Origin of the sequence: Pseudomonas putida, assembly GCF_001976065.1 — a bacterium.
Lineage (GTDB): Bacteria > Pseudomonadota > Gammaproteobacteria > Pseudomonadales > Pseudomonadaceae > Aquipseudomonas > Aquipseudomonas serbica.
This window is the reverse complement of sequence record NZ_MNAH01000001.1, coordinates 433,787-452,044: the sequence shown is the minus strand read 5'-3', so window position 1 is coordinate 452,044 and position 18,258 is coordinate 433,787. Positions and strand designations below refer to the sequence as shown.

At 61.3% G+C, this 18,258-nt stretch carries 17 protein-coding genes; 11 read left to right on the top strand and 6 right to left on the bottom strand.

The features are described from left to right. Positions 1 to 3 precede the first annotated feature (3 nt). Entirely contained in the window at positions 4 to 681 is a 678-nt protein-coding gene (locus BKX96_RS02105) for a DUF1028 domain-containing protein (RefSeq protein ID WP_077182536.1), read from the top strand. Then, complete coding sequence (gene argE / locus BKX96_RS02100; protein ID WP_077182535.1) at positions 678 to 1,829, top strand: acetylornithine deacetylase; 1,152 nt, start codon at positions 678 to 680, stop codon at positions 1,827 to 1,829. The genes BKX96_RS02105 and argE overlap by 4 nt, the downstream gene beginning before the upstream one ends. 13 nt (positions 1,830 to 1,842) lie before the next feature. Here the strand turns inward: argE and BKX96_RS02095 are convergent, their stop codons facing one another. Continuing rightward, positions 1,843 to 2,754, bottom strand: a complete 912-nt coding sequence (locus BKX96_RS02095) for a LysR family transcriptional regulator (protein WP_046817238.1) — start codon at positions 2,752 to 2,754, stop codon at positions 1,843 to 1,845. Positions 2,755 to 3,010: 256 nt separating this feature from the next. On the opposite strand from BKX96_RS02095, the gene BKX96_RS02090 reads away from it, so the two are divergent. Both BKX96_RS02090 and BKX96_RS02085 read left to right on the top strand, forming a co-directional pair. Then, positions 3,011 to 4,426 (top strand): purine-cytosine permease family protein, encoded by a 1,416-nt coding sequence (locus BKX96_RS02090; protein WP_046817237.1) that lies wholly within the window; start codon positions 3,011 to 3,013, stop codon positions 4,424 to 4,426. A 237-nt stretch (positions 4,427 to 4,663) separates the two neighbouring features. After that, positions 4,664 to 5,401 (top strand): hypothetical protein, encoded by a 738-nt coding sequence (locus BKX96_RS02085; RefSeq protein ID WP_046817236.1) that lies wholly within the window; start codon positions 4,664 to 4,666, stop codon positions 5,399 to 5,401. Positions 5,402 to 5,437: 36 nt separating this feature from the next. On the opposite strand, the gene BKX96_RS02080 is transcribed toward BKX96_RS02085, so the two are convergent. After that, positions 5,438 to 6,241, bottom strand: coding sequence for a hypothetical protein (locus BKX96_RS02080; protein ID WP_077182534.1), 804 nt, complete (start codon positions 6,239 to 6,241; stop codon positions 5,438 to 5,440). A gap of 378 nt (positions 6,242 to 6,619) precedes the next feature. Here BKX96_RS02080 and BKX96_RS02075 point away from each other — a divergent pair, with 378 nt between their 5' ends. Together BKX96_RS02075 and BKX96_RS02070 are read left to right on the top strand one after the other, a co-directional pair. Then, positions 6,620 to 6,838 (top strand): PLD nuclease N-terminal domain-containing protein, encoded by a 219-nt coding sequence (locus tag BKX96_RS02075; protein ID WP_046817234.1) that lies wholly within the window; start codon positions 6,620 to 6,622, stop codon positions 6,836 to 6,838. Positions 6,839 to 6,966: 128 nt separating this feature from the next. After that, positions 6,967 to 7,392, top strand: coding sequence for a hypothetical protein (locus BKX96_RS02070; RefSeq protein ID WP_046817233.1), 426 nt, complete (start codon positions 6,967 to 6,969; stop codon positions 7,390 to 7,392). An 86-nt stretch (positions 7,393 to 7,478) separates the two neighbouring features. Here BKX96_RS02070 and BKX96_RS02065 read toward each other — a convergent pair whose 3' ends face one another. The 4 genes from BKX96_RS02065 to BKX96_RS02050 all read right to left on the bottom strand — a co-directional run bounded on the left by BKX96_RS02065 (position 7,479) and on the right by BKX96_RS02050 (position 12,756). Beyond that, positions 7,479 to 8,027: a cupin domain-containing protein gene (locus BKX96_RS02065; RefSeq protein ID WP_007946335.1), complete on the bottom strand. Its 549-nt coding sequence runs from the start codon at positions 8,025 to 8,027 to the stop codon at positions 7,479 to 7,481. Between the two features lie 338 nt (positions 8,028 to 8,365). After that, positions 8,366 to 9,649: an NAD(P)/FAD-dependent oxidoreductase gene (locus BKX96_RS02060; protein WP_046817232.1), complete on the bottom strand. Its 1,284-nt coding sequence runs from the start codon at positions 9,647 to 9,649 to the stop codon at positions 8,366 to 8,368. A gap of 52 nt (positions 9,650 to 9,701) precedes the next feature. Further along, complete coding sequence (locus BKX96_RS02055) at positions 9,702 to 11,192, bottom strand: aldehyde dehydrogenase (protein ID WP_077182533.1); 1,491 nt, start codon at positions 11,190 to 11,192, stop codon at positions 9,702 to 9,704. A gap of 187 nt (positions 11,193 to 11,379) precedes the next feature. Further along, positions 11,380 to 12,756, bottom strand: a complete 1,377-nt coding sequence (locus BKX96_RS02050; RefSeq protein WP_046817230.1) for a glutamine synthetase family protein — start codon at positions 12,754 to 12,756, stop codon at positions 11,380 to 11,382. Positions 12,757 to 13,039: 283 nt separating this feature from the next. Here BKX96_RS02050 and BKX96_RS02045 point away from each other — a divergent pair, with 283 nt between their 5' ends. The 5 genes from BKX96_RS02045 (at position 13,040) to BKX96_RS02025 (ending at position 18,214) form a co-directional block, all read left to right on the top strand. Further along, positions 13,040 to 13,801, top strand: a complete 762-nt coding sequence (locus tag BKX96_RS02045; RefSeq protein WP_077182532.1) for a gamma-glutamyl-gamma-aminobutyrate hydrolase family protein — start codon at positions 13,040 to 13,042, stop codon at positions 13,799 to 13,801. 326 nt (positions 13,802 to 14,127) lie between these two features. Then, positions 14,128 to 15,270 carry a polyamine ABC transporter ATP-binding protein gene (potA, locus tag BKX96_RS02040; RefSeq protein WP_046817228.1) on the top strand — a complete coding sequence of 381 codons (1,143 nt, stop codon included), beginning with the start codon at positions 14,128 to 14,130 and terminating at the stop codon, positions 15,268 to 15,270. Between the two features lie 29 nt (positions 15,271 to 15,299). Then, on the top strand, positions 15,300 to 16,181 hold the full coding sequence (locus tag BKX96_RS02035; protein WP_162837833.1) for an ABC transporter permease subunit: 882 nt from the start codon (positions 15,300 to 15,302) through the stop codon (positions 16,179 to 16,181). Continuing rightward, positions 16,178 to 17,062 carry an ABC transporter permease subunit gene (locus tag BKX96_RS02030; RefSeq protein ID WP_077182531.1) on the top strand — a complete coding sequence of 295 codons (885 nt, stop codon included), beginning with the start codon at positions 16,178 to 16,180 and terminating at the stop codon, positions 17,060 to 17,062. Before BKX96_RS02035 ends, BKX96_RS02030 begins: the two co-directional genes overlap by 4 nt. Before the next feature lie 54 nt (positions 17,063 to 17,116). Next, on the top strand, positions 17,117 to 18,214 hold the full coding sequence (locus tag BKX96_RS02025) for a polyamine ABC transporter substrate-binding protein (RefSeq protein ID WP_077182530.1): 1,098 nt from the start codon (positions 17,117 to 17,119) through the stop codon (positions 18,212 to 18,214). The last annotated feature ends 44 nt before the right edge of the window (positions 18,215 to 18,258 follow it).

Sequence of the window (18,258 nt, the reverse complement as noted above, 5' to 3'; positions counted from 1 at the left end):
CCCATGACCTTTTCCATCGCCGCCCGCTGCCCCGACACCGGTCAGTTCGGCATCGCCATCAGCTCCTCGAGCATTGCCGTGGGCGCCCGCTGCCCCTGGTTATTGCCCGGTGTGGGTGCCGTCTCGACGCAAAACATCACCCTGCCCTCCCTGGGCCCGGAAACCTTGGCCCTGATGGAGCAAGGCCTTACACCTGCCGAGGCCCTGGACAAGGTGCTGACCCGCAATGGCTACAGCCAGTACCGGCAGATCACCGCCATCGACCACCTCGGTCGCACCGCGCATTTCAGCGGTGCGCAAACCCTGGGCAACCATAACGCGGTGTCCGGCGAGCAATGCGTGGCGGCCGGCAACATGCTCGCAAGCCCTGTGGTGATCGAGACCATGGTCCGCGCCTTCGAACAGGCCGAAGGCCAACTGGCCGACCGTTTGCTGGCGGCGATGCAAGGTGGCGTGGCGGCCGGTGGCGAAGCCGGGCCGGTGCATTCGGCCGCAGTAATGGTGGTCGGCGAGTTGACCTGGCCGATCGTCAACCTGCGGGTCGACTGGGCCGATGAGGACCCGATTGGCCAGCTGCAAAAACTTTGGCAGGCCTACCGTCCGCAGGTCCAGGACTACATCGACCGCGCCCTGGCGCCCGACCGGTCCCCTGGCTACGGCGTCGCCGGAGACGATCGATGAGCGCCAGCCGCGATTTGCTCGCAACGCTGGTGGCGTTCGACACCACCAGCCGCGAATCCAACCTGCAACTGATCGAGTGTGTCCGCGACTACCTCGCAGGCTTCGATGTGCCGTGCCAGCTGGTCTACAACCCGGAGCGCAGCAAAGCCAACCTGTTCGCCACGATCGGCCCGGCGGACCGGCCGGGCATCGTGCTCTCGGGGCACACCGACGTGGTGCCTGTCGACGGTCAGGCGTGGACCGTCGTGCCGTTCCAGCTCACCGAGCGCGAAGGGAAGCTGTACGGTCGCGGCACGGCGGACATGAAGGGCTACATCGCCTGCGTGCTCGCCCTGGTGCCCGCGCTGGTGCAGGCGTCGTTGCGCCTGCCGGTGCATATCGCCCTGTCTTACGATGAGGAAGTCGGCTGCCTGGGCGTGCGCTCGCTGCTCAAGGCCCTTGAGCAACGACCGGTCAAACCGCTGCTGTGCATCATTGGCGAACCCACCGAACTCAAACCGGTGCTGGGCCACAAGGGCAAGCTGGCGATGCGCTGTGACATCCAGGGGCACGCCTGCCATTCGGCCTATGCTCCGCTCGGGGTCAATGCCATCGAATACGCGGCCGAGCTGATCGCTGAACTGGGGCGCATCGGCCAACGGCTCAAGGCACCGGAGCAGCATGACGCGCGTTTCGATCCGCCGTTCTCCACCGTGCAGACCGGGGTGATTGGCGGCGGCAAGGCTTTGAATATCGTCCCGGCCGACTGCCGCTTCGACTTCGAGGTTCGCGCCCTGCCCTCCCACGACCCGCAACGGGTTGCACAGGAACTGCAGGCCTATGCCGAACAGCATCTGTTGCCACGCATGCGCGCCGTGAGTGAGCACAGCGACATTCGTTTCAGTGAATTGTCGGCGTACCCCGGCCTGGCCACCGATGCCCGCAGCGAAGCGGCGGAGTTGATCGCTGCGTTTTCCGGCTCCCGGGACTTCGGCACGGTGGCGTTCGGTACCGAGGGCGGCCTGTTCGATGCAGCGGGAATTCCAACGGTGGTATGCGGCCCGGGCAGCATGGAGCAAGGCCATAAACCCGATGAGTTCGTCAGCCTGGAACAACTGCACGGTTGCGACGCCATGCTGCAACGGATGCTGCTGGCCATCAGCAACTGATCCCTGGCCCGACTCAGGTATAGAGTCGGGCCAGTTCTTCCTGGCAGTAATCGACGAACAGCTGCACCGGCTTGGTCAGCTGTGCCCTACGCAACCACGCCGCGGACAACCCGGAGCCGGTGACGTTTTCGGCCAGCGGCACGCACACGACTTTTTGCCCGTCATAGGTGTATTCGGAGAACGGTTTGGTCACCAGGATCGAAAAGCCGAAACCCCGCCCGACCATCCCGCGCACCATCTCGATCGAAGGCGAGCTGAACACGATGTTCGGCGTCAACCCGCGCTCTTCGAAAATGCTCACGAAGTAGGTCCGGCTGGGCACCACGTCGAGCAAAATCATCGGCTCCAGCACCAGGTCATGCAGCGAGACTTTCGCCTGCTGGGCGAAGCGATGGTCGGCGGGCAGCAAGGCGTAGGGTTGCTGGGCCGGCATCAGCGCCACGGTCTCGATGGTGCTGTCCAGGTCATGTTCGTAAACCATGGCCATGTCGATGCTGCCGGCGGTCAGCGCCTGCACCAGCTCCTGCTGCTCGCCATCGCGAATGCGGATTTCCACCCCGGGCCAGCGCAGCTTGAACCCGGCGATCAGGCGTGGCAGGTACAGCGGTGCCACGGTTTCAAAACAGCCGATGTCGATCTGTCCCGCCACCACGTCATTGTCCGCCAGGGCATTCTGCTCGAACTCATGGGCGACCCGCAGCAGCTCCTGGGCCTTGCGGTAGAACCGCGAACCGCTCGGCGTCAGCGACACCCCCTGGGCGTGATGGCGGATGAACAGTTGCACGCCAAAACTCTCTTCCAGGTGCTTGATTGCCGTCGACACCGAGGGCTGCGCGATGTAGAGCTTGCGCGAGGCCTCCGCCACGCTGCCGCAGTCGGCCGTGGTGACGAAATACCTGAGCTGGCGCAGGTTGTAGGCGGCCATGGGAACCTCCGGGAAACAGAACATCAGGGTCAAGGGATCGGCAGTGCACACAAGGGTTTGGTGCAGGCCTGCGGTCAAGGCTGAACATACCGGAGGCGACCGCCGGCGCGGCATATATTTTTTAAGGTTTGAAGCAACAAACTTACTAATTTATCTATCCCGATCCATTGCACATGATCGCTCCAACAAGAAAAGCGTCGTTCGCGCGACGCTCACCGAAGTACGTCCACGTACTCACTTTGCCTTGGAGTTCGTCATGGTAACCACTGCAACAACGAGCGCCCCGCTCATCGAGAAACACACGATCGGCTACGTGCCGCCGCAAGATCGTCATGGCAAGACCCGCGACCTGTTCACCCTGTGGTTCGGTGGCAACATCGCGCCCTTGCCCATCGTCACCGGCGCCCTCGGCGTGCAGATGTTTCACCTGAACCTGGTCTGGGGCATCGTCGCCATCCTCGTTGGCCATCTGGTCGGCGGCGTGCTGATGGCGCTGCACTCGGCCCAGGGCCCGCAGATGGGCATCCCCCAGATGATCCAGAGCCGAGCCCAGTTCGGCTCCCTCGGTGCACTGCTGGTGGTGCTGATCGCCGGCGTGATGTACATCGGTTTCTTCGCCTCCAACATCGTGCTGGCGGGCAAATCCCTGCACGGCGTGGTCGACAGCGTGCCGGTGCCCGTGGGCATCGTCATCGGTGCCCTGGGTTCGGGCATCATCGGCATCATCGGCTATCGCTTCATCCACGTGCTCAACCGTATTGGCACCTGGGTGCTGGGCATCGGCATCGTGCTGGGTTTCGCCTACATCCTGACCCACGTGCAGACCGGCGACTTCCTCACCCGCGGCAGCTTCAACATCTCCGGCTGGCTGGCGACAGTGTCCCTGGCCGCGCTCTGGCAAATCGCCTTCGCGCCCTACGTGTCCGACTATTCGCGCTACCTGCCGGCCGACGTGCCCGTGGCGGCGACCTTCTGGACCACCTACCTGGGCACCGTGCTCGGTTCCAGCCTGTCGTTCATCTTCGGCGCCGTCGCCGTACTGGCCACGCCTGTCGGCATGGACACCATGGAAGCGGTCAAGCTCGCCACCGGTTCCATTGGCCCGCTGATGCTGGTGCTGTTCCTGCTCAGCGTCATCAGCCACAACGCCCTCAACCTCTACGGCGCCGTGTTGTCGCTGATCACCCTGGTGCAGACCTTCGCCTACCGCTGGATCCCCACCGCCAAGAGCCGCGCCGTGCTCTCGGTGATCGTGCTCGGTGCCTGCTGCTTTGCCGCCGTCGGTGCCTCCGCTGACTTCATCGGCCACTTCGTCGACATGGTGCTGGTCCTGCTGGTGGTCCTGGTGCCGTGGACGGCGATCAACCTGATCGACTTCTACGCCATCCACAAGGGCAAGTACGACATCGACTCGATCTTCCACGTCGATGGCGGCATCTACGGGCGCTACAACCCGCAGGCGCTGCTGGCCTACGCGATCGGCATCGTGGTGCAGATTCCGTTCATGAACACACCGCTGTACGTCGGACCGATTTCCGAGCACATCAATGGCGCGGACCTGTCCTGGTTGGTGGGCCTGGTGATCACGTCACCGTTGTACTGGTGGCTGGCCAACCGCGACAGTGCCTACAAGCGTCGGTTGTCGGGTGGGAAACTCGCCGCCAGCCTGTAGTCACGATCCTGGACGTTTGCTCGCGACAAGGCCCTGACGTCGAACGTCAGGCCTTTCGCGAGCGACCCCCCCGCCTGAACCGAACCGCGCTTGATACCCCCCCGTTACCCGCCTGTAACGCCAAGACACTTAGCCAGTGCACCGCCTGAACCTAGAGTGAAGCTCTCGATGGATGGCCCCGGTTGACTGCCTGCCAGCCATCGATTGCCCAACACACCACCAAGGAAGAGGGACGCCATGAGCCAATCAAACGCTGTCAGCCAACAACGCCAGCAGCTGCACGATGAGGTGCAAGAAGCCGTCAAGTCGATCATGGGTGCAACGCAACTGAAGTCGGCGGATTACGGCAGGGTATTGAGGTCCGCCCTGGCGGCGGCGCAGAAAACCGTCACCATCGAAATCGCCCCCGGCGACCTGACCCTGCTCAAGAAGTCTGGCTACAAGCTGTGCTTTGCCAAGAAAGTCGGCACCGCCGACTACAACGTGGTCTGGCAGTCCTATGTCGCTTACCTGAGCAATAACGAATTCAGCTGGACGCCGTTGTACCAGATGTTCGCTTCCAACGTGTTCAAGGAAAACATCCAGGTCAAAGTCTCGACCAACATCGTCAATATCGGTCTTGGGCAAACCTCGACACTCGATGAACACGGCCTGCTGAGCCCGGCGATCACGGGCGGCCCGGACGTTTCCATGACCTTTGTGAACGAGTACGCGCCGATCCATCCGGGGATCAACCAGCTGTCCACCGGCATCGATGGCAATCAGGTCAGCACGCCGATCTATGTGGCGGTGGATCAGGTAGTCACCGGTAAAACCGTACTGACCCCCGTCGAAACCATCCTCGTATGGTTCGAACAGAATGTGCAGACCAGTACCATGTTCAGTACCTCACGCTCCAAGGCGATCGAAATCGACCTGACGTTCGAAAACACCGCCGGTCGCCTTTATGAAGGCGGTCAATGGAAAACCGTGTAACCCCTGCGCACCGGGGCAACCCCAGGGTTGCCCCTTTCATTCGTCAATGGTGCCTTTGGCAAAGTAGCCCGTCAGGGACAGGCAGATCGATTGCGCCAGGTCCTCCTGGGTGGCGATGCCATAAGGCTGGGTGCGATCGAACTGCGCCGACCAGCGAATCCGCCCCTGCGCCACATCCACCAGGCGCAACGACGCCCGCACCCGCGCAGGCTCGACCCGCACGCTGCCCTCCAGGCAATAGCTGTAGCGCCCGACGCGTCCGCCATCGGCTGTCTTGACGCTGCTGCGCGGCACCTTCATCAACACATGATTAGCCCCGGTCTGCGCCTGCTCGAACGACTCGAACAAGCGACAACTCAGCTCCTCGCACAAGCCCCGGGCGAAGTCATCGCCGTCACGGGTAATGCAGGTGAACGGCTGGATCTGCAAAACCGGATGGCGGGTGACGATGGCCTTGGGCTGCAATCGCTGATAAGCAAGGCGATAACAGCCGGCCGGTATGCTCAGGCGCACCGGGTCGTGCTGACCGTTGCTGGCGTAGTGCGCCGCAAGCTTGCGCCGTAGCCGCCCCACCTGCACCCGCACCACCGGGTCATCGCCGGTGCAGTACACCGCCGGATCACGCCGGAACACCGCGATGCCGATGGCGTGTTCGGTGAGGGGGGTATTGGAGGGTTGCAAGTCGTGCTCGGCCAGAAAGCGCAACAGACTGCCCATGCGCCGGGACTTGGCGAACAAGGGACTTGCCAGCAGCAATGCCAGTACTCGCTCCATCTCTTCAGGATCGAGCGGCACGGGAACCCGCGCCGCGCTCGAATCCACCATGCGCTTGAACACCATCGCCTGCCTCCGTGCAGATTGCCGACAGGAATAGAGGTGGAACTCCGTGGTTGCGAACGCAACGTGAGCCCAGGGCAGGCTCGGGTGCTGCAACGACGAAGCTTAGCAGCCGTGATGGAACGGGCAGGCAAAAGCGCTGATAGCCAGCTGACATCCGACGAACGTTAGATTCTGATCTGCAAAACCTGCAGGACATTTCCCTTTATGGTGAGGCCGCTAACCACCGACGCACTGCGAAGTGGCGGTAGTCCCGCCAGGCTCAGTCCTCCTGATCGACAAGTCGAGGGGGGGGTGAGGTGCCTGTTTCGTCAACCGCAAATTAAATGAACCCTGCGCACAACTGCCCACCTAACTGAAAGACTATCAGGAGGTGACTACATGCAGATCGAAACGACGTGGATTGTATTGGCAGCCGTTCTTCTGTTGATCGAGTTGTGGGCCATCAACCGGGTGCGCAAAAGCGCAGGCAAAGCGAGCAGCAAAGGCGTGTGGATGGTGGTGATCGTGTTTGTGCCGCTGATCGGATTGATCCTGTGGGCGCTGGCAGGGCCCAAGCACATCACCCACCACCCGGATCCAGCACAGGCCAGACAATAAGGCCGGGGCTACGCGTTAACGCTGCATAAACGAGCCAAATGCATGGAACCACGGGCCACATCGGGGTTTCGAAACTCTATCAGCGCTGATCCTGGTTCAAACAAGGCGCCATTGGAGAGGAAATCCCGATGAACAGTAGACTGCTGCTTTTGCTCGCTGGCCTCTGCCCTGCCCTGGCATTCGCCGAAGGTTGCGACGTGCTGACCCGATCCCAAAGCGCTTCCGTCCCCGTGGTCGAAAGTCATAGTTGTTATGAATACGAAGGCATGCCAGTCAATTCCATCGACTGGTCATGCAGCAACGAAAGCAAGGACATGCTGACCAGCACCAAGAAGAAAGTCGAACATTGTGCAGATCATTATCAAGCCACCTGCACCGCCACGCTGACCCAGGAATCCCTGGCCAATCCTCATTCCACCAGCAAGGACAAGAACAGTCAGTCGGTCAACATCCCCGACAATGCCCAGGTCACGACGTATTACTACGGCGCCGAGCACATCGCTCAGGCCAGGATTGATTGTGAGTCTGGCGGTGGGCACTGGAAGGCCAAATAAAAAAACCGATGCCTGTGCGGGCATCGGTTTTTTTCAAGCACCACGGTTGTTGCGCCGACGTAACGCCGGATCACGCCACGCTGTTATCAGAAGTTCGCCGGCGTGTTCGCGCTGATGATTTCCGCCTCATCCTGGCCGATATTGCGAAACTTGTGCGGTAAGGTCGTCGGAAAGTAATAGCCGTCCCCGGCATTGAGCACGCTGATCTGCCCATCCACCGTCAGCTCGACGGTGCCACGGGTGACCAGACCGCACTCCTCGCCTTCCGAATGCACGATCGGCTCCTCTCCGGAGCTGGCACCTGGCGCGTACTGTTCGCGCAACAGACGCATCTGCCGGCTTGGCACGGAGGCGCCGATCAGCAACAGGCGCAGGCCGTGGCGGCCGAGGTCGGGCTGCTCGTTGGCGCGGAAGACGTATTGATGCTCACGCGGCGGCTGGTCGAAGGTGAAGAAGTCGGCCAGGGACATGGGGATGCCTTCGAGCAGCTTTTTCAGCGAGCTGACGGAAGGACTGACGCGATTCTGTTCGATCAGGGAAATGGTGGCATTGGTGACGCCGCTACGCCGGGCCAGCTCGCGCTGGGACAGCTTGTAGCTTTCGCGTACTAATTTGAGTCGTGAGCCCGTGTCCATGACAGCCTTATGTGCTTGGTACGCAAGGGTAATGGGGGTGGAGAGCAGGCGTGGATCGCGCCGTTTTCCGGTCCCGGAAACGTGAAAGGCGGCTATTAAATCACGTTTGTGGGTGTTGCTCAGCAGGTTCGATAAACGGTGGAAAAAAACAGCCGTCTGCCATGACGCCGTACCCCCTGTGGGAGCGGGCTTGCTCGCGAAAGCGGTGAGTCAGGTAACATCATCGGTGACTGATACGCCGCTTTCGCGAGCAAGCCCGCTCCCACGGGGGACAGGGGTTTTTCTGAATACAAAAGGCCGGCAGCACCTGATCGGGATGGCTGCCGGTGAGGTAAATCTTAGATCCCGAAACGATCACGCAGCGAGTAGTACACCGCGCCCAAGGCAGTCAACGGCGCCGAGAAGGTGCGCCCGCCGATCATCGGCATGTGCGGCAGCGAGGCGAAGGCGTCGAAGCGCTCGGCATCGCCGCGGATCATTTCCGAGATCAGCTTGCCCGCCAGGTGCGAGCAGGTGACGCCGTGGCCGCTGTAGCCTTGCATGTAGTAGGCGTTCTTCTCGATACGGCCGAACTGCGGCATGCGCGACATGGTCAGCAGGAAGTTGCCGGTCCAGCGGTAGTCGATCTTCACGTCCTTCAACTGCGGGAAGGTCTTGAGGATTTTCGGGCGGATCAGTTGTTCGATGTCGTCCGGCTCGCGCGCGCCGTAGACCACGCCGCCACCGTAGAGCAGGCGGTTGTCGGCGGTCAGGCGGTAGTAGTCGAGCAGGTAGTTGCAGTCTTCGACGCAGTAGTTGTTCTTGATCAGGCTGCGCGCCTGCTTCTCCGACAACGGCTCGGTGACGACGATCTGCGAACCGCAGGGCATGCTCTTGCTGGTCACGCGGTTGTCCAGGCCCTGCGGCAGGTAGGCGTTACCGGCGATCAGCAGGTACTTGGCCTTGACCACGCCTTTGGCGGTGCGCACGGTGATCGGTTCGCCGTAGGTGATTTCCACCGCCGCCGATTGCTCGTAGATCTTGCCGCCCAGGCCGATGATCGCCGAAGCCTCGCCCAATGCCAGGTTCAGCGGGTGAATGTGCCCGCCTTGCATGTCCAGCAGGCCGCCAACGTAAGCCTCGGAACCGACTTCGCGCCTGATGTCATCCTTGCCGAGCATCGTCAGGTTCTTGTTGCCGTAGCGCTCCCAGCCCTTCTTCTGTTCGGCCAGGCCCTTGAGCTGCTTCTTGTTCATCGCGGCGAAGATGCCGCCCGGACGGTAGTCGCACTGGATATCGTAGTGCTGTATGCGCTGACGAATGATGTCGGCGCCTTCGAAGATCATGCTGCCAAGGACTTCGGCGGTCTTGTCGCCATAACGCTCTTCGATGACGTCGACGTCACGGCTGTAGGAATTGACCAGTTGGCCACCGTTGCGACCGCTGGCGCCGAAGCCGACTTTGGCCGCTTCGAGCACAGTGACGCTGTAGCCCGCTTCGGCGAGGAACAGTGCAGAGGACAGGCCGGTATAGCCGGCGCCGATCACGCAGACGTCGCAATCCACCGCGCCTTCCAGCACCGGGAAATCGCCGGTGAAGTTGCGGGTGGCCGCGTAGTAGCTGTTTACATGTGCTTGTTTCATAGACTTCTCCGATGGCCGCCGCACAACGCCGGCGACCGCCGCTTTATTGTTATTAGAGCTTGATCCAGGTCGCTTTGAGCTCGGTGTACTTGTCGAACGCGTGCAGCGATTTGTCCCGGCCATTGCCCGACTGCTTGAAGCCGCCAAACGGCGCGGTCATGTCGCCGCCGTCATACTGGTTGACCCAGATACTGCCGGCACGCAAGCCACGGGCGAAGGTGTGGGCCTTGCTCAGGTTGCTGGTCCACACGCCGGCGGCCAGGCCGTAGATGCTGTCGTTGGCAATCGCCAAGGCTTCTTCAGTGCTGTCAAAGGTGATCACCGACAGCACCGGGCCGAAGATTTCTTCCTGGGCGATGGTCATGGCGTTGGTTACGCCGTCGAAAATCGCCGGCTCCACATACAGGCCGCCGGTGTCCTCGAGAGTGCGGCTGCCGCCGGCGATCAACCGGGCGCCCTGCTCCTTGCCGATGTCGATGTAGCGCAGCACGTTGTCCAGTTGACGCAGGTCCACGACCGCGCCGACGGTGGTCGCCGGATCGAGCGCGTGCCCCGGCTTCCAGCCTTGCAGGGCCTCGACCAGCAGCGGGATGAACTGGTCGCGGATCGAACGTTCCACCAGCAAACGCGAGCCGGCGGTGCAGACTTCGCCCTGGTTGAAGGCAATGGCGCCGGCGGCGGCCTGTGCGGCGGCGCGCAAGTCCGGGGCATCAGCGAACACCACGTTGGCGCTCTTGCCACCGGCTTCAGCCCAGACGCGTTTCATGTTGCTTTGCCCGGCGTAGATCATCAGTTGCTTGGCAATCGCCGTGGAACCGGTGAAGGCCAGCACGTCGACGTCCATGTGCAGCGCCAGCGCCTTGCCCACGGTGTGGCCGAAGCCCGGCAGTACGTTGAACACGCCTTTGGGTATGCCCGCATCCAGCGCCAGTTGCGCGATACGAATAGCCGTCAGTGGCGACTTTTCCGAAGGCTTGAGGATGAACGAGTTGCCCATCGCCAGGGCCGGGGCGAATTTCCAGCTGGCCATGATCAGCGGGAAGTTCCACGGCACGATGGCCGCGACCACGCCGGCCGCTTCGCGGGTCACCAGACCCAGTTGATCGTGGGGCGTGGCGGCGACTTCATCGTAGATCTTGTCGATGGCTTCGGCGGTCCAGCGGATCGCGTTGGCGGTCGCCGGGATGTCGATGGCCAGGGAATCGCCGATCGGCTTGCCCATGTCGAGGGTTTCGAGCAGCGCCAGTTCTTCCTGGTTGGCCAGGATCAGGTCGGCGAAGCGGATCAGGATGCGCTTGCGCTCGGCCGGGGCCAGCCCGGACCAGACGCCGGATTCGAAGGCGCGTCGCGCCACCGCGACTGCTGCATTGGCATCGGCTTCGTCGGTGCTGGCGACGTTCGCCAGGAAACGACCGTCCACCGGGCTGATGCATTCGAACGTCGCACCGCTGGCGGCTGCGCAGTATTGGCCGTCAATGAATGCGCGACCTTCGAGGGTGAGGGACTGGAAGCGTTGCTCCCAGTCGCTGCGAGTAATTGTCATGGTTGTGACTCGACGCAGGAAATTGAGTGATCGTCGGACCGACGCCCGCCAATTCAAATTTGCAATACGATCCCTGTGGGAGCGGGCTTGCTCGCGAAAGCGCCGGCACATCCAATATTGATGTCACCTGACACTCCGCTTTCGCGAGCAAGCCCGCTCCCACATTTGATTGTGTTGAACCGACTAATCAGACGGTATGCAAGTACCAGTTGTATTCAAGGTCGGAGATGGAGTTCTCGAACTCGGCCAGCTCGCTTTCCTTGCACGCCACGAACACGTCGATGTACATCGGGTCGATGTAGCGCGCCATGACTTCGCTGTCGTCCAGCTCGCGCAGGGCATCGCGCAGGTTGTTCGGCAGGCTCTGCTCGTTCTGCTCGTAGCTGTTGCCTTCCACCGGGGCGCCTGGCTCGACCTGGTTGGTCAGGCCGTGGTGCACACCGGCCAATACCGAGGCCATCAACAGGTACGGGTTGGCATCGGCACCGGCCACGCGGTGTTCGATGCGCACGGCATCCGGTGAACCGGTTGGCACGCGGACCGCCACGGTACGGTTGTCGATGCCCCAGCTCGGCGAGTTCGGCACGTAGAACTGCGCGCCAAAACGACGGTAGGAGTTGACGTTCGGGCAGAGGAACGCCATCTGCGCCGGCAGGGTCTCGAGCACACCGCCGATCGCGTGTCGCAACGCGGCGTTCTGCTCGGGATCCTCGCTGGCAAAGATGTTGTTGCCTTCTTTGTCGAGAATCGAAATGTGCACGTGCAGACCGTTACCCGCCTGGCCCGGATACGGCTTGGCCATGAAGGTGGTGTCCATCTCGTGGTCGTAGGCGATGTTCTTCACCAGGCGCTTGAGCAGGACGGCGTAGTCGCAGGCCTTTATAGGGTCGGCCACGTGATGCAGGTTGACTTCGAATTGCGCCGGGGCGCTTTCCTTGACGATGGCGTCAGCCGGGATGCCCTGCTCTTTCGCGCCTTCGAGGATGTCCTGCAGGCAGTCAACGTACTCGTCGAGGTCGTCGATCAGGTACACCTGGGTCGACATCGGACGCTTGCCGGACACCGGCGAACGCGGCGACTGCGGACGACCGTTCACGTTGTCCTGGTCGATCAAGTAGAACTCCAGTTCGAACGCGGCGCAGATGGTCAGGCCCATGTCGTCGAACTTGCGCACCACATTGGCCAGCACTTCCCGCGGGTCGGCGAAGAACGGCTGGCCTTCGAGTTCGTGCATGGTCATCAGCAATTGCGCGGTTGGGCGCTTCTGCCAGGGCTCGATGCTCAGGGTGCCGGGGATCGGGTAGCAGATCCGGTCGGAGTCGCCGATGTCCAGACCCAGGCCGGTGCTTTCCACCGTGGAGCCATTGATGTCGAGGGCAAACAGGGACGCCGGCAGGTTGATGCCTTTCTCGTAAACCTTATGAAGACTGGTGCGTTCGATGCGCTTACCGCGCACCACACCGTTCATATCCGCAATCAGAAGGTCGACGTACAAAACCTCAGGATATTTCTTAAGGAATGCGTTTGCTTCGTTGAGTTGAACGGTACGCAGAGGGACCGACATGATGCACCTATTTTTTACTGTTAATTATTATGTTCACCGCCCTTTCACGTAGCCAGTCAATCCGAAAGGCAAAGTGAAGTCAATAGCGAACACTTGGCCTTTCAACGTTTATTTTCGGGCCTCTCAGAGGCACGAGAGTGCCAGATCATCCCGGGAACACGCATAAATCCTCAGCTTCAGACGTGTGGCGTTTAGAATTTTTTACATGAGAGTTGTTAATTAAAATCAACAAGGCTAAGCTCCGGAAAAGCTCGTTCAAGTGTGAAACTTCGAGGTGATAAAAATGGCATTCAAGCCATTGATCGGCGTTACTGCATGCGTCAAACAGATTGGCCTGCACCCCTACCATGTCAGCGGCGACAAGTATCTGCGTGCTGTCAGCGTTGCGGCATTGGGGCTACCTGTTGTCATTCCTTCCCTGGGCGAACTGACCGAAATCGAGGACCTGCTGCCGCAGCTCGATGGTCTGTTGCTGACCGGCTCGCCATCGAATGTGGAGCCCTTCCACTATCAAGGCCCCGACAGCGCTCCCGGCACGGAACACGATCCCCAGCGGGATCGCACCACCCTTCCCCTGATTCGCGCGGCCATCGCCGCGGGCGTTCCGGTGCTCGGCATCTGCCGCGGCTTCCAGGAGATGAACGTGGCGTTCGGTGGCAGCCTGCATCAGAAGGTCCATGAACTCCCCGGCTTCCTCGATCATCGCGAGGCCAACCATCCGGACCTGGCGGTGCAATACGCACCGGCACATGCCGTCGATGTGCAGCCAGGCGGTGTGTTCCAGGCGCTGGATCTGCCGCCGGTGTTCCAAGTCAATTCGATTCACAGCCAGGGCATCGACCGCCTCGCTCCCGGCCTGCGCGCCGAAGCGCTCGCGCCCGATGGCTTGATCGAAGCGGTCTCGGTGGAGAACAGCCAGGCGTTTGCCCTCGGCGTGCAATGGCACCCGGAATGGCAGGTGCTGGACAACCCGCCGTACCTGAAGATTTTCCAGGCGTTTGGCGATGCGTGCCGGCAACGGGCGGCGCTGCGTAATCCGCGCTGACGTCATGAACGATCAAACCATTTACTGCCCCCGTGGGTCTGGCGGGTGCGTTTGCGCGCATCCGTGACCCGCGACAACAACACACTGCAATAACAACAAGCACTACCAGGCAGCCAGGACGGCGGCGCCGAATAAGCCCGAGTGGAGTGCCCGTCAGGCACGCGCAATACCTTGTAGGAGCTGGCTTGCCAGCGAAGAGGCCCTTCGCTGGCAAGCCCGCTCCTACAGAGACCGCGTCCTGATTGGCGCCTTACTGCAAGGGTTTGCAATCAACTATTAAGTCAGGCCGCGTTGGCCCGACGACTGAAACCTGTTGGGAGTTTCACATGGCAAACGCCTCCAGCATCTACAGGAAGGCTCTTGAAGGTCACCAGGCACCGAAAAAGGTGTTGGTGAAAGTCGACCGCGTCACCAAGAAGTTCGACGAGACCACCGCAGTGGACGATGTGTCACTGGAGATCCACCAGGGCGAAATCTTTGCCCTGCTCGGTGGTTCCGGTTCCGGCAAATCGACGCTGCTGCGCATGCTCGCCGGCTTCGAACGCCCGACCGAAGGCCGGATTTTGCTCGACGGCGTCGACATCACCGACATGCCGCCCTACGAGCGGCCGATCAACATGATGTTCCAGTCCTACGCGCTGTTCCCGCACATGACGGTGGCGCAGAACATCGCCTTCGGCCTCAAGCAGGACCGTTTGCCCGCCGCGGAAATCGACGCCCGCGTGGAAGAGATGCTGCGCCTGGTGCACATGACCCAGTACGCCAAGCGCAAACCCCATCAGTTGTCCGGCGGCCAGCGCCAGCGTGTGGCGTTGGCCCGCTCCCTGGCCAAGCGCCCGAAGCTGCTGTTGCTCGACGAACCGATGGGTGCGCTGGATAAAAAGCTGCGCTCGCAAATGCAGCTGGAGCTGGTGGAAATCATCGAGCGCGTCGGCGTGACCTGCGTGATGGTGACCCACGACCAGGAAGAAGCCATGACCATGGCCCAGCGCATCGCGATCATGCACCTGGGCTGGATCGCCCAGATCGGCAGCCCGGTCGACATCTATGAAGCGCCGGTCAGCCGCATGGTCTGCGAGTTCATCGGCAACGTGAACGCCTTCGACGGCACCGTGGTGGAAGACCTGGAAGGCCACGCGATCATTCACAGCGCGGACCTGGAGCAGAAGATCTACGTTGGCCACGGCGTCAGTACGTCGGTGCAGGACAAGTCGATCACCTACGCCATCCGCCCGGAAAAACTGCTGGTCAGCACCACCAAGCCGGACACCCGCTACAACTGGTCCAGCGGCAAGGTGCATGACATCGCCTACCTTGGCGGACACTCGGTGTTCTACGTCAAGCTGCCGGGCGGCAAGGTCGTGCAATCGTTCATGGCCAACGCCGAACGCCGCGGTGCACGTCCGACCTGGGACGATCAGGTCTACGTGTGGTGGGAAGACGACAGCGGCGTGGTACTGCGCGCATGAGAACCTTCAATCAGCAATTGCTGCGCCTGGTGCCCAGCGGACGAAAACTGGTCATCGGCATTCCGTTCCTGTGGCTGTGCCTGTTCTTCCTGTTGCCGTTCTTCCTGGTGATGAAGATCAGCTTCTCGGAAGCGGCCCTGGCCATTCCGCCCTACTCGGAGATCTACACCTACGCCGAGCAGAAATTCAACCTGCTGCTCAACATCGGCAACTACACCTTGCTGGGCGAAGACGAGTTGTACCTGTCGGCTTACCTGGGTTCGTTGAAGGTCGCGCTGTTCAGCACAATGGCGTGCCTGGTGATCGGTTTCCCGATGGCCTATGCGATCACCAAGGCGAGCAAGGAAGCGCAAAACGTCCTGTTGCTGTTGATCATGATGCCGACCTGGACCGCGATCCTGATCCGCGTTTACGCCTGGATGGGCATCCTCAGCAACAATGGCTTGCTCAACGGCTTCCTGATGTGGACCGGCCTGACCTCGCACCCGATCGAGATCCTCAACACCAACACCGCCGTGTACATCGGCGTGGTGTATGCGTACCTGCCGTTCATGATCCTGCCGCTGTACGCCAACCTGGTGAAGCACGATCAAAGCTTGCTGGAAGCGGCGTCGGACCTGGGTTCGAGCGCCTTCAACAACTTCTGGAAAATCACCGTGCCGCTGGCCAAGAACGGCATCATTGCCGGCTGCATGCTGGTGTTCATTCCGGTGGTGGGTGAGTTCGTGATTCCTGAACTGCTCGGCGGTCCGGAGACCCTGATGATCGGCCGCGTGCTGTGGCAGGAGTTCTTCAACAACCGCGACTGGCCGGTGGCATCCGCCCTGGCGGTGGTGATGCTGTTGATCCTGATTGTGCCGATCCTGCTGTTCAACCGCAGTCAAGCCAAAGAGATGGAGGCACGGGGATGAAACGCTTCGGATTTTCAAAGTTCATGCTGATTTTCGGCCTGTCGTTTATCTACTTGCCGATGCTGATCCTGGTGATCTACTCGTTCAACGCCTCGAAGCTGGTGACGGTGTGGGGCGGCTGGTCGTTCAAGTGGTACGCCGGCCTGCTCGACAACTCGCAACTGATGGGCTCGGTGGTGCGCTCGCTGGAAATCGCCTGCTACACGGCGATTGCCGCCGTCGCATTGGGCACGCTGGCCGCGTTCGTGCTGACTCGCGTCACCCGCTTCAAGGGCCGCACGCTGTTCGGCGGCCTGGTGACCGCACCGCTGGTGATGCCGGAAGTGATCACCGGCCTGTCGCTGTTGTTGCTGTTCGTGGCCATGGCGCAGTTGATCGGCTGGCCGATGGAGCGTGGCATCGTGACGATCTGGATCGCCCACACCACGTTTTGTGCCGCCTACGTTGCAGTGGTAGTCTCCGCCCGCCTTCGCGAGCTGGACCTGTCCATCGAGGAAGCGGCCATGGACCTGGGTGCGAAGCCATTCAAGGTGTTTTTCCTGATCACCATCCCGATGATCGCGCCATCCCTGGCAGCCGGCGGGATGATGTCGTTCGCCCTGTCGCTGGATGACCTGGTACTGGCGAGCTTCGTCTCGGGCCCGGGTTCCACCACCCTGCCGATGGAAGTGTTCTCGGCGGTGCGCCTGGGCGTGAAACCGGAAATCAACGCCGTGGCCAGCCTGATCCTGTTGGCTGTATCGATCGTGACCTTCATGGTCTGGTACTTCAGCCGCCGTGCCGAAGCCAACCGTAAACGCGCGATCCAGGAAGCCATGGACCAGACGGCGAGCGAATCCTGGCAGCAACCGAAAAAGCAAATGGTAGAAGCGACGGCCTAGTGCCGTCGCGTTTCACAGTCTTTGCGTTTGAATAAAAAGAATGGAGTTGTACCGATGAAAATGTTTGGCAGGACTCTGCTGACACTGTCCTTATTGGGCGCAATCGCCTCGGGCGCCCAGGCCAATGACAAGGTTCTGCGCGTCTATAACTGGTCGGATTACATTGCCCCGGATACGGTCAAGAAGTTCGAAGACGAGACCGGCATCCGTGTGACCTACGATGTGTTCGACAGCAACGAAACCCTGGAAGCCCGCCTGCTGGCGGGCAAGTCCGGCTACGACCTGGTCGTGCCGTCCAACAGCTTCCTGGCCAAGCAGATCAAGGCCGGGGTCTACCAGGAACTGGACAAGTCGAAGCTGCCGAACTGGAAGAACCTCAATCCGGTGCTGCTGAAAAACGCCTCCGCCAGCGACCCGGGCAACGCCCACGCCTTCCCGTACATGTGGGGTTCGATCGGGATTGGCTTCAACCCGCAGAAGGTCAAGGAAGTGCTCGGCGCCAACGCCCCGACCAACTCCTGGGACCTGCTGTTCAAACCGGAAAACGCCGAAAAGCTCAAAGCCTGCGGCATCAGTTTCCTCGATTCGCCCACCGAGATGATCCCGGCCGCCCTGCACTACCTGGGCTACCCGGTGAACGATCAGGACAAGGCGCACATCGCCGAAGCCGAAGCGCTGTTCATGAAAATCCGCCCGTCGGTGGCGTATTTCCATTCCTCCAAGTACATCTCGGACCTGGCCAACGGCAACATCTGCGTCGCCGTCGGTTACTCCGGCGACGTGCTGCAGGCCAAGGCCCGCGCCGAGGAAGCCGGGGACAAGGTGAAGATCGACTACAGCATCCCGAAGGAAGGCGCCGGCAGTTTCTACGACATGGTCGCCATCCCGCGCGATGCCGCCAACGTCGACAACGCCTACCAGTTCATGAACTTCCTGATGCGCCCGGACATCATCGCCGAGATCACCAACAACATCGGCTACAGCAATGCGAACTCGGCGGCGACGCCGTTGGTGGACGAGGCAATTCGCAACGAACCGGGTTCGTACCCGCCCGAAGCGGTGATGGCGACCTTGTATGCCATACCTGACCAGCCGATTGCGGTGCAGCGGATCATGACCCGGGGTTGGACCAAGGTGAAGTTGGGTAAGTGATATTTATGCGCCACCACCGGGCAATGTGGGAGCGGGCTTGCTCG

Excerpts from the sequence above, each read along its gene's own strand:
- BKX96_RS02105 (WP_077182536.1), top strand. The coding sequence starts at position 4 with ATGACCTTTTCCATCGCCGCCCGCTGCCCCGACACCGGTCAGTTCGGC.
- argE (WP_077182535.1), top strand. The coding sequence starts at position 678 with ATGAGCGCCAGCCGCGATTTGCTCGCAACGCTGGTGGCGTTCGACACC.
- BKX96_RS02095 (WP_046817238.1), bottom strand. The coding sequence starts at position 2,754 with ATGGCCGCCTACAACCTGCGCCAGCTCAGGTATTTCGTCACCACGGCC.
- BKX96_RS02090 (WP_046817237.1), top strand. The coding sequence starts at position 3,011 with ATGGTAACCACTGCAACAACGAGCGCCCCGCTCATCGAGAAACACACG.
- BKX96_RS02085 (WP_046817236.1), top strand. The coding sequence starts at position 4,664 with ATGAGCCAATCAAACGCTGTCAGCCAACAACGCCAGCAGCTGCACGAT.
- BKX96_RS02080 (WP_077182534.1), bottom strand. The coding sequence starts at position 6,241 with ATGGTGTTCAAGCGCATGGTGGATTCGAGCGCGGCGCGGGTTCCCGTG.
- BKX96_RS02075 (WP_046817234.1), top strand. The coding sequence starts at position 6,620 with ATGCAGATCGAAACGACGTGGATTGTATTGGCAGCCGTTCTTCTGTTG.
- BKX96_RS02070 (WP_046817233.1), top strand. The coding sequence starts at position 6,967 with ATGAACAGTAGACTGCTGCTTTTGCTCGCTGGCCTCTGCCCTGCCCTG.
- BKX96_RS02065 (WP_007946335.1), bottom strand. The coding sequence starts at position 8,027 with ATGGACACGGGCTCACGACTCAAATTAGTACGCGAAAGCTACAAGCTG.
- BKX96_RS02060 (WP_046817232.1), bottom strand. The coding sequence starts at position 9,649 with ATGAAACAAGCACATGTAAACAGCTACTACGCGGCCACCCGCAACTTC.
- BKX96_RS02055 (WP_077182533.1), bottom strand. The coding sequence starts at position 11,192 with ATGACAATTACTCGCAGCGACTGGGAGCAACGCTTCCAGTCCCTCACC.
- BKX96_RS02050 (WP_046817230.1), bottom strand. The coding sequence starts at position 12,756 with ATGTCGGTCCCTCTGCGTACCGTTCAACTCAACGAAGCAAACGCATTC.
- BKX96_RS02045 (WP_077182532.1), top strand. The coding sequence starts at position 13,040 with ATGGCATTCAAGCCATTGATCGGCGTTACTGCATGCGTCAAACAGATT.
- potA (WP_046817228.1), top strand. The coding sequence starts at position 14,128 with ATGGCAAACGCCTCCAGCATCTACAGGAAGGCTCTTGAAGGTCACCAG.
- BKX96_RS02030 (WP_077182531.1), top strand. The coding sequence starts at position 16,178 with ATGAAACGCTTCGGATTTTCAAAGTTCATGCTGATTTTCGGCCTGTCG.
- BKX96_RS02025 (WP_077182530.1), top strand. The coding sequence starts at position 17,117 with ATGAAAATGTTTGGCAGGACTCTGCTGACACTGTCCTTATTGGGCGCA.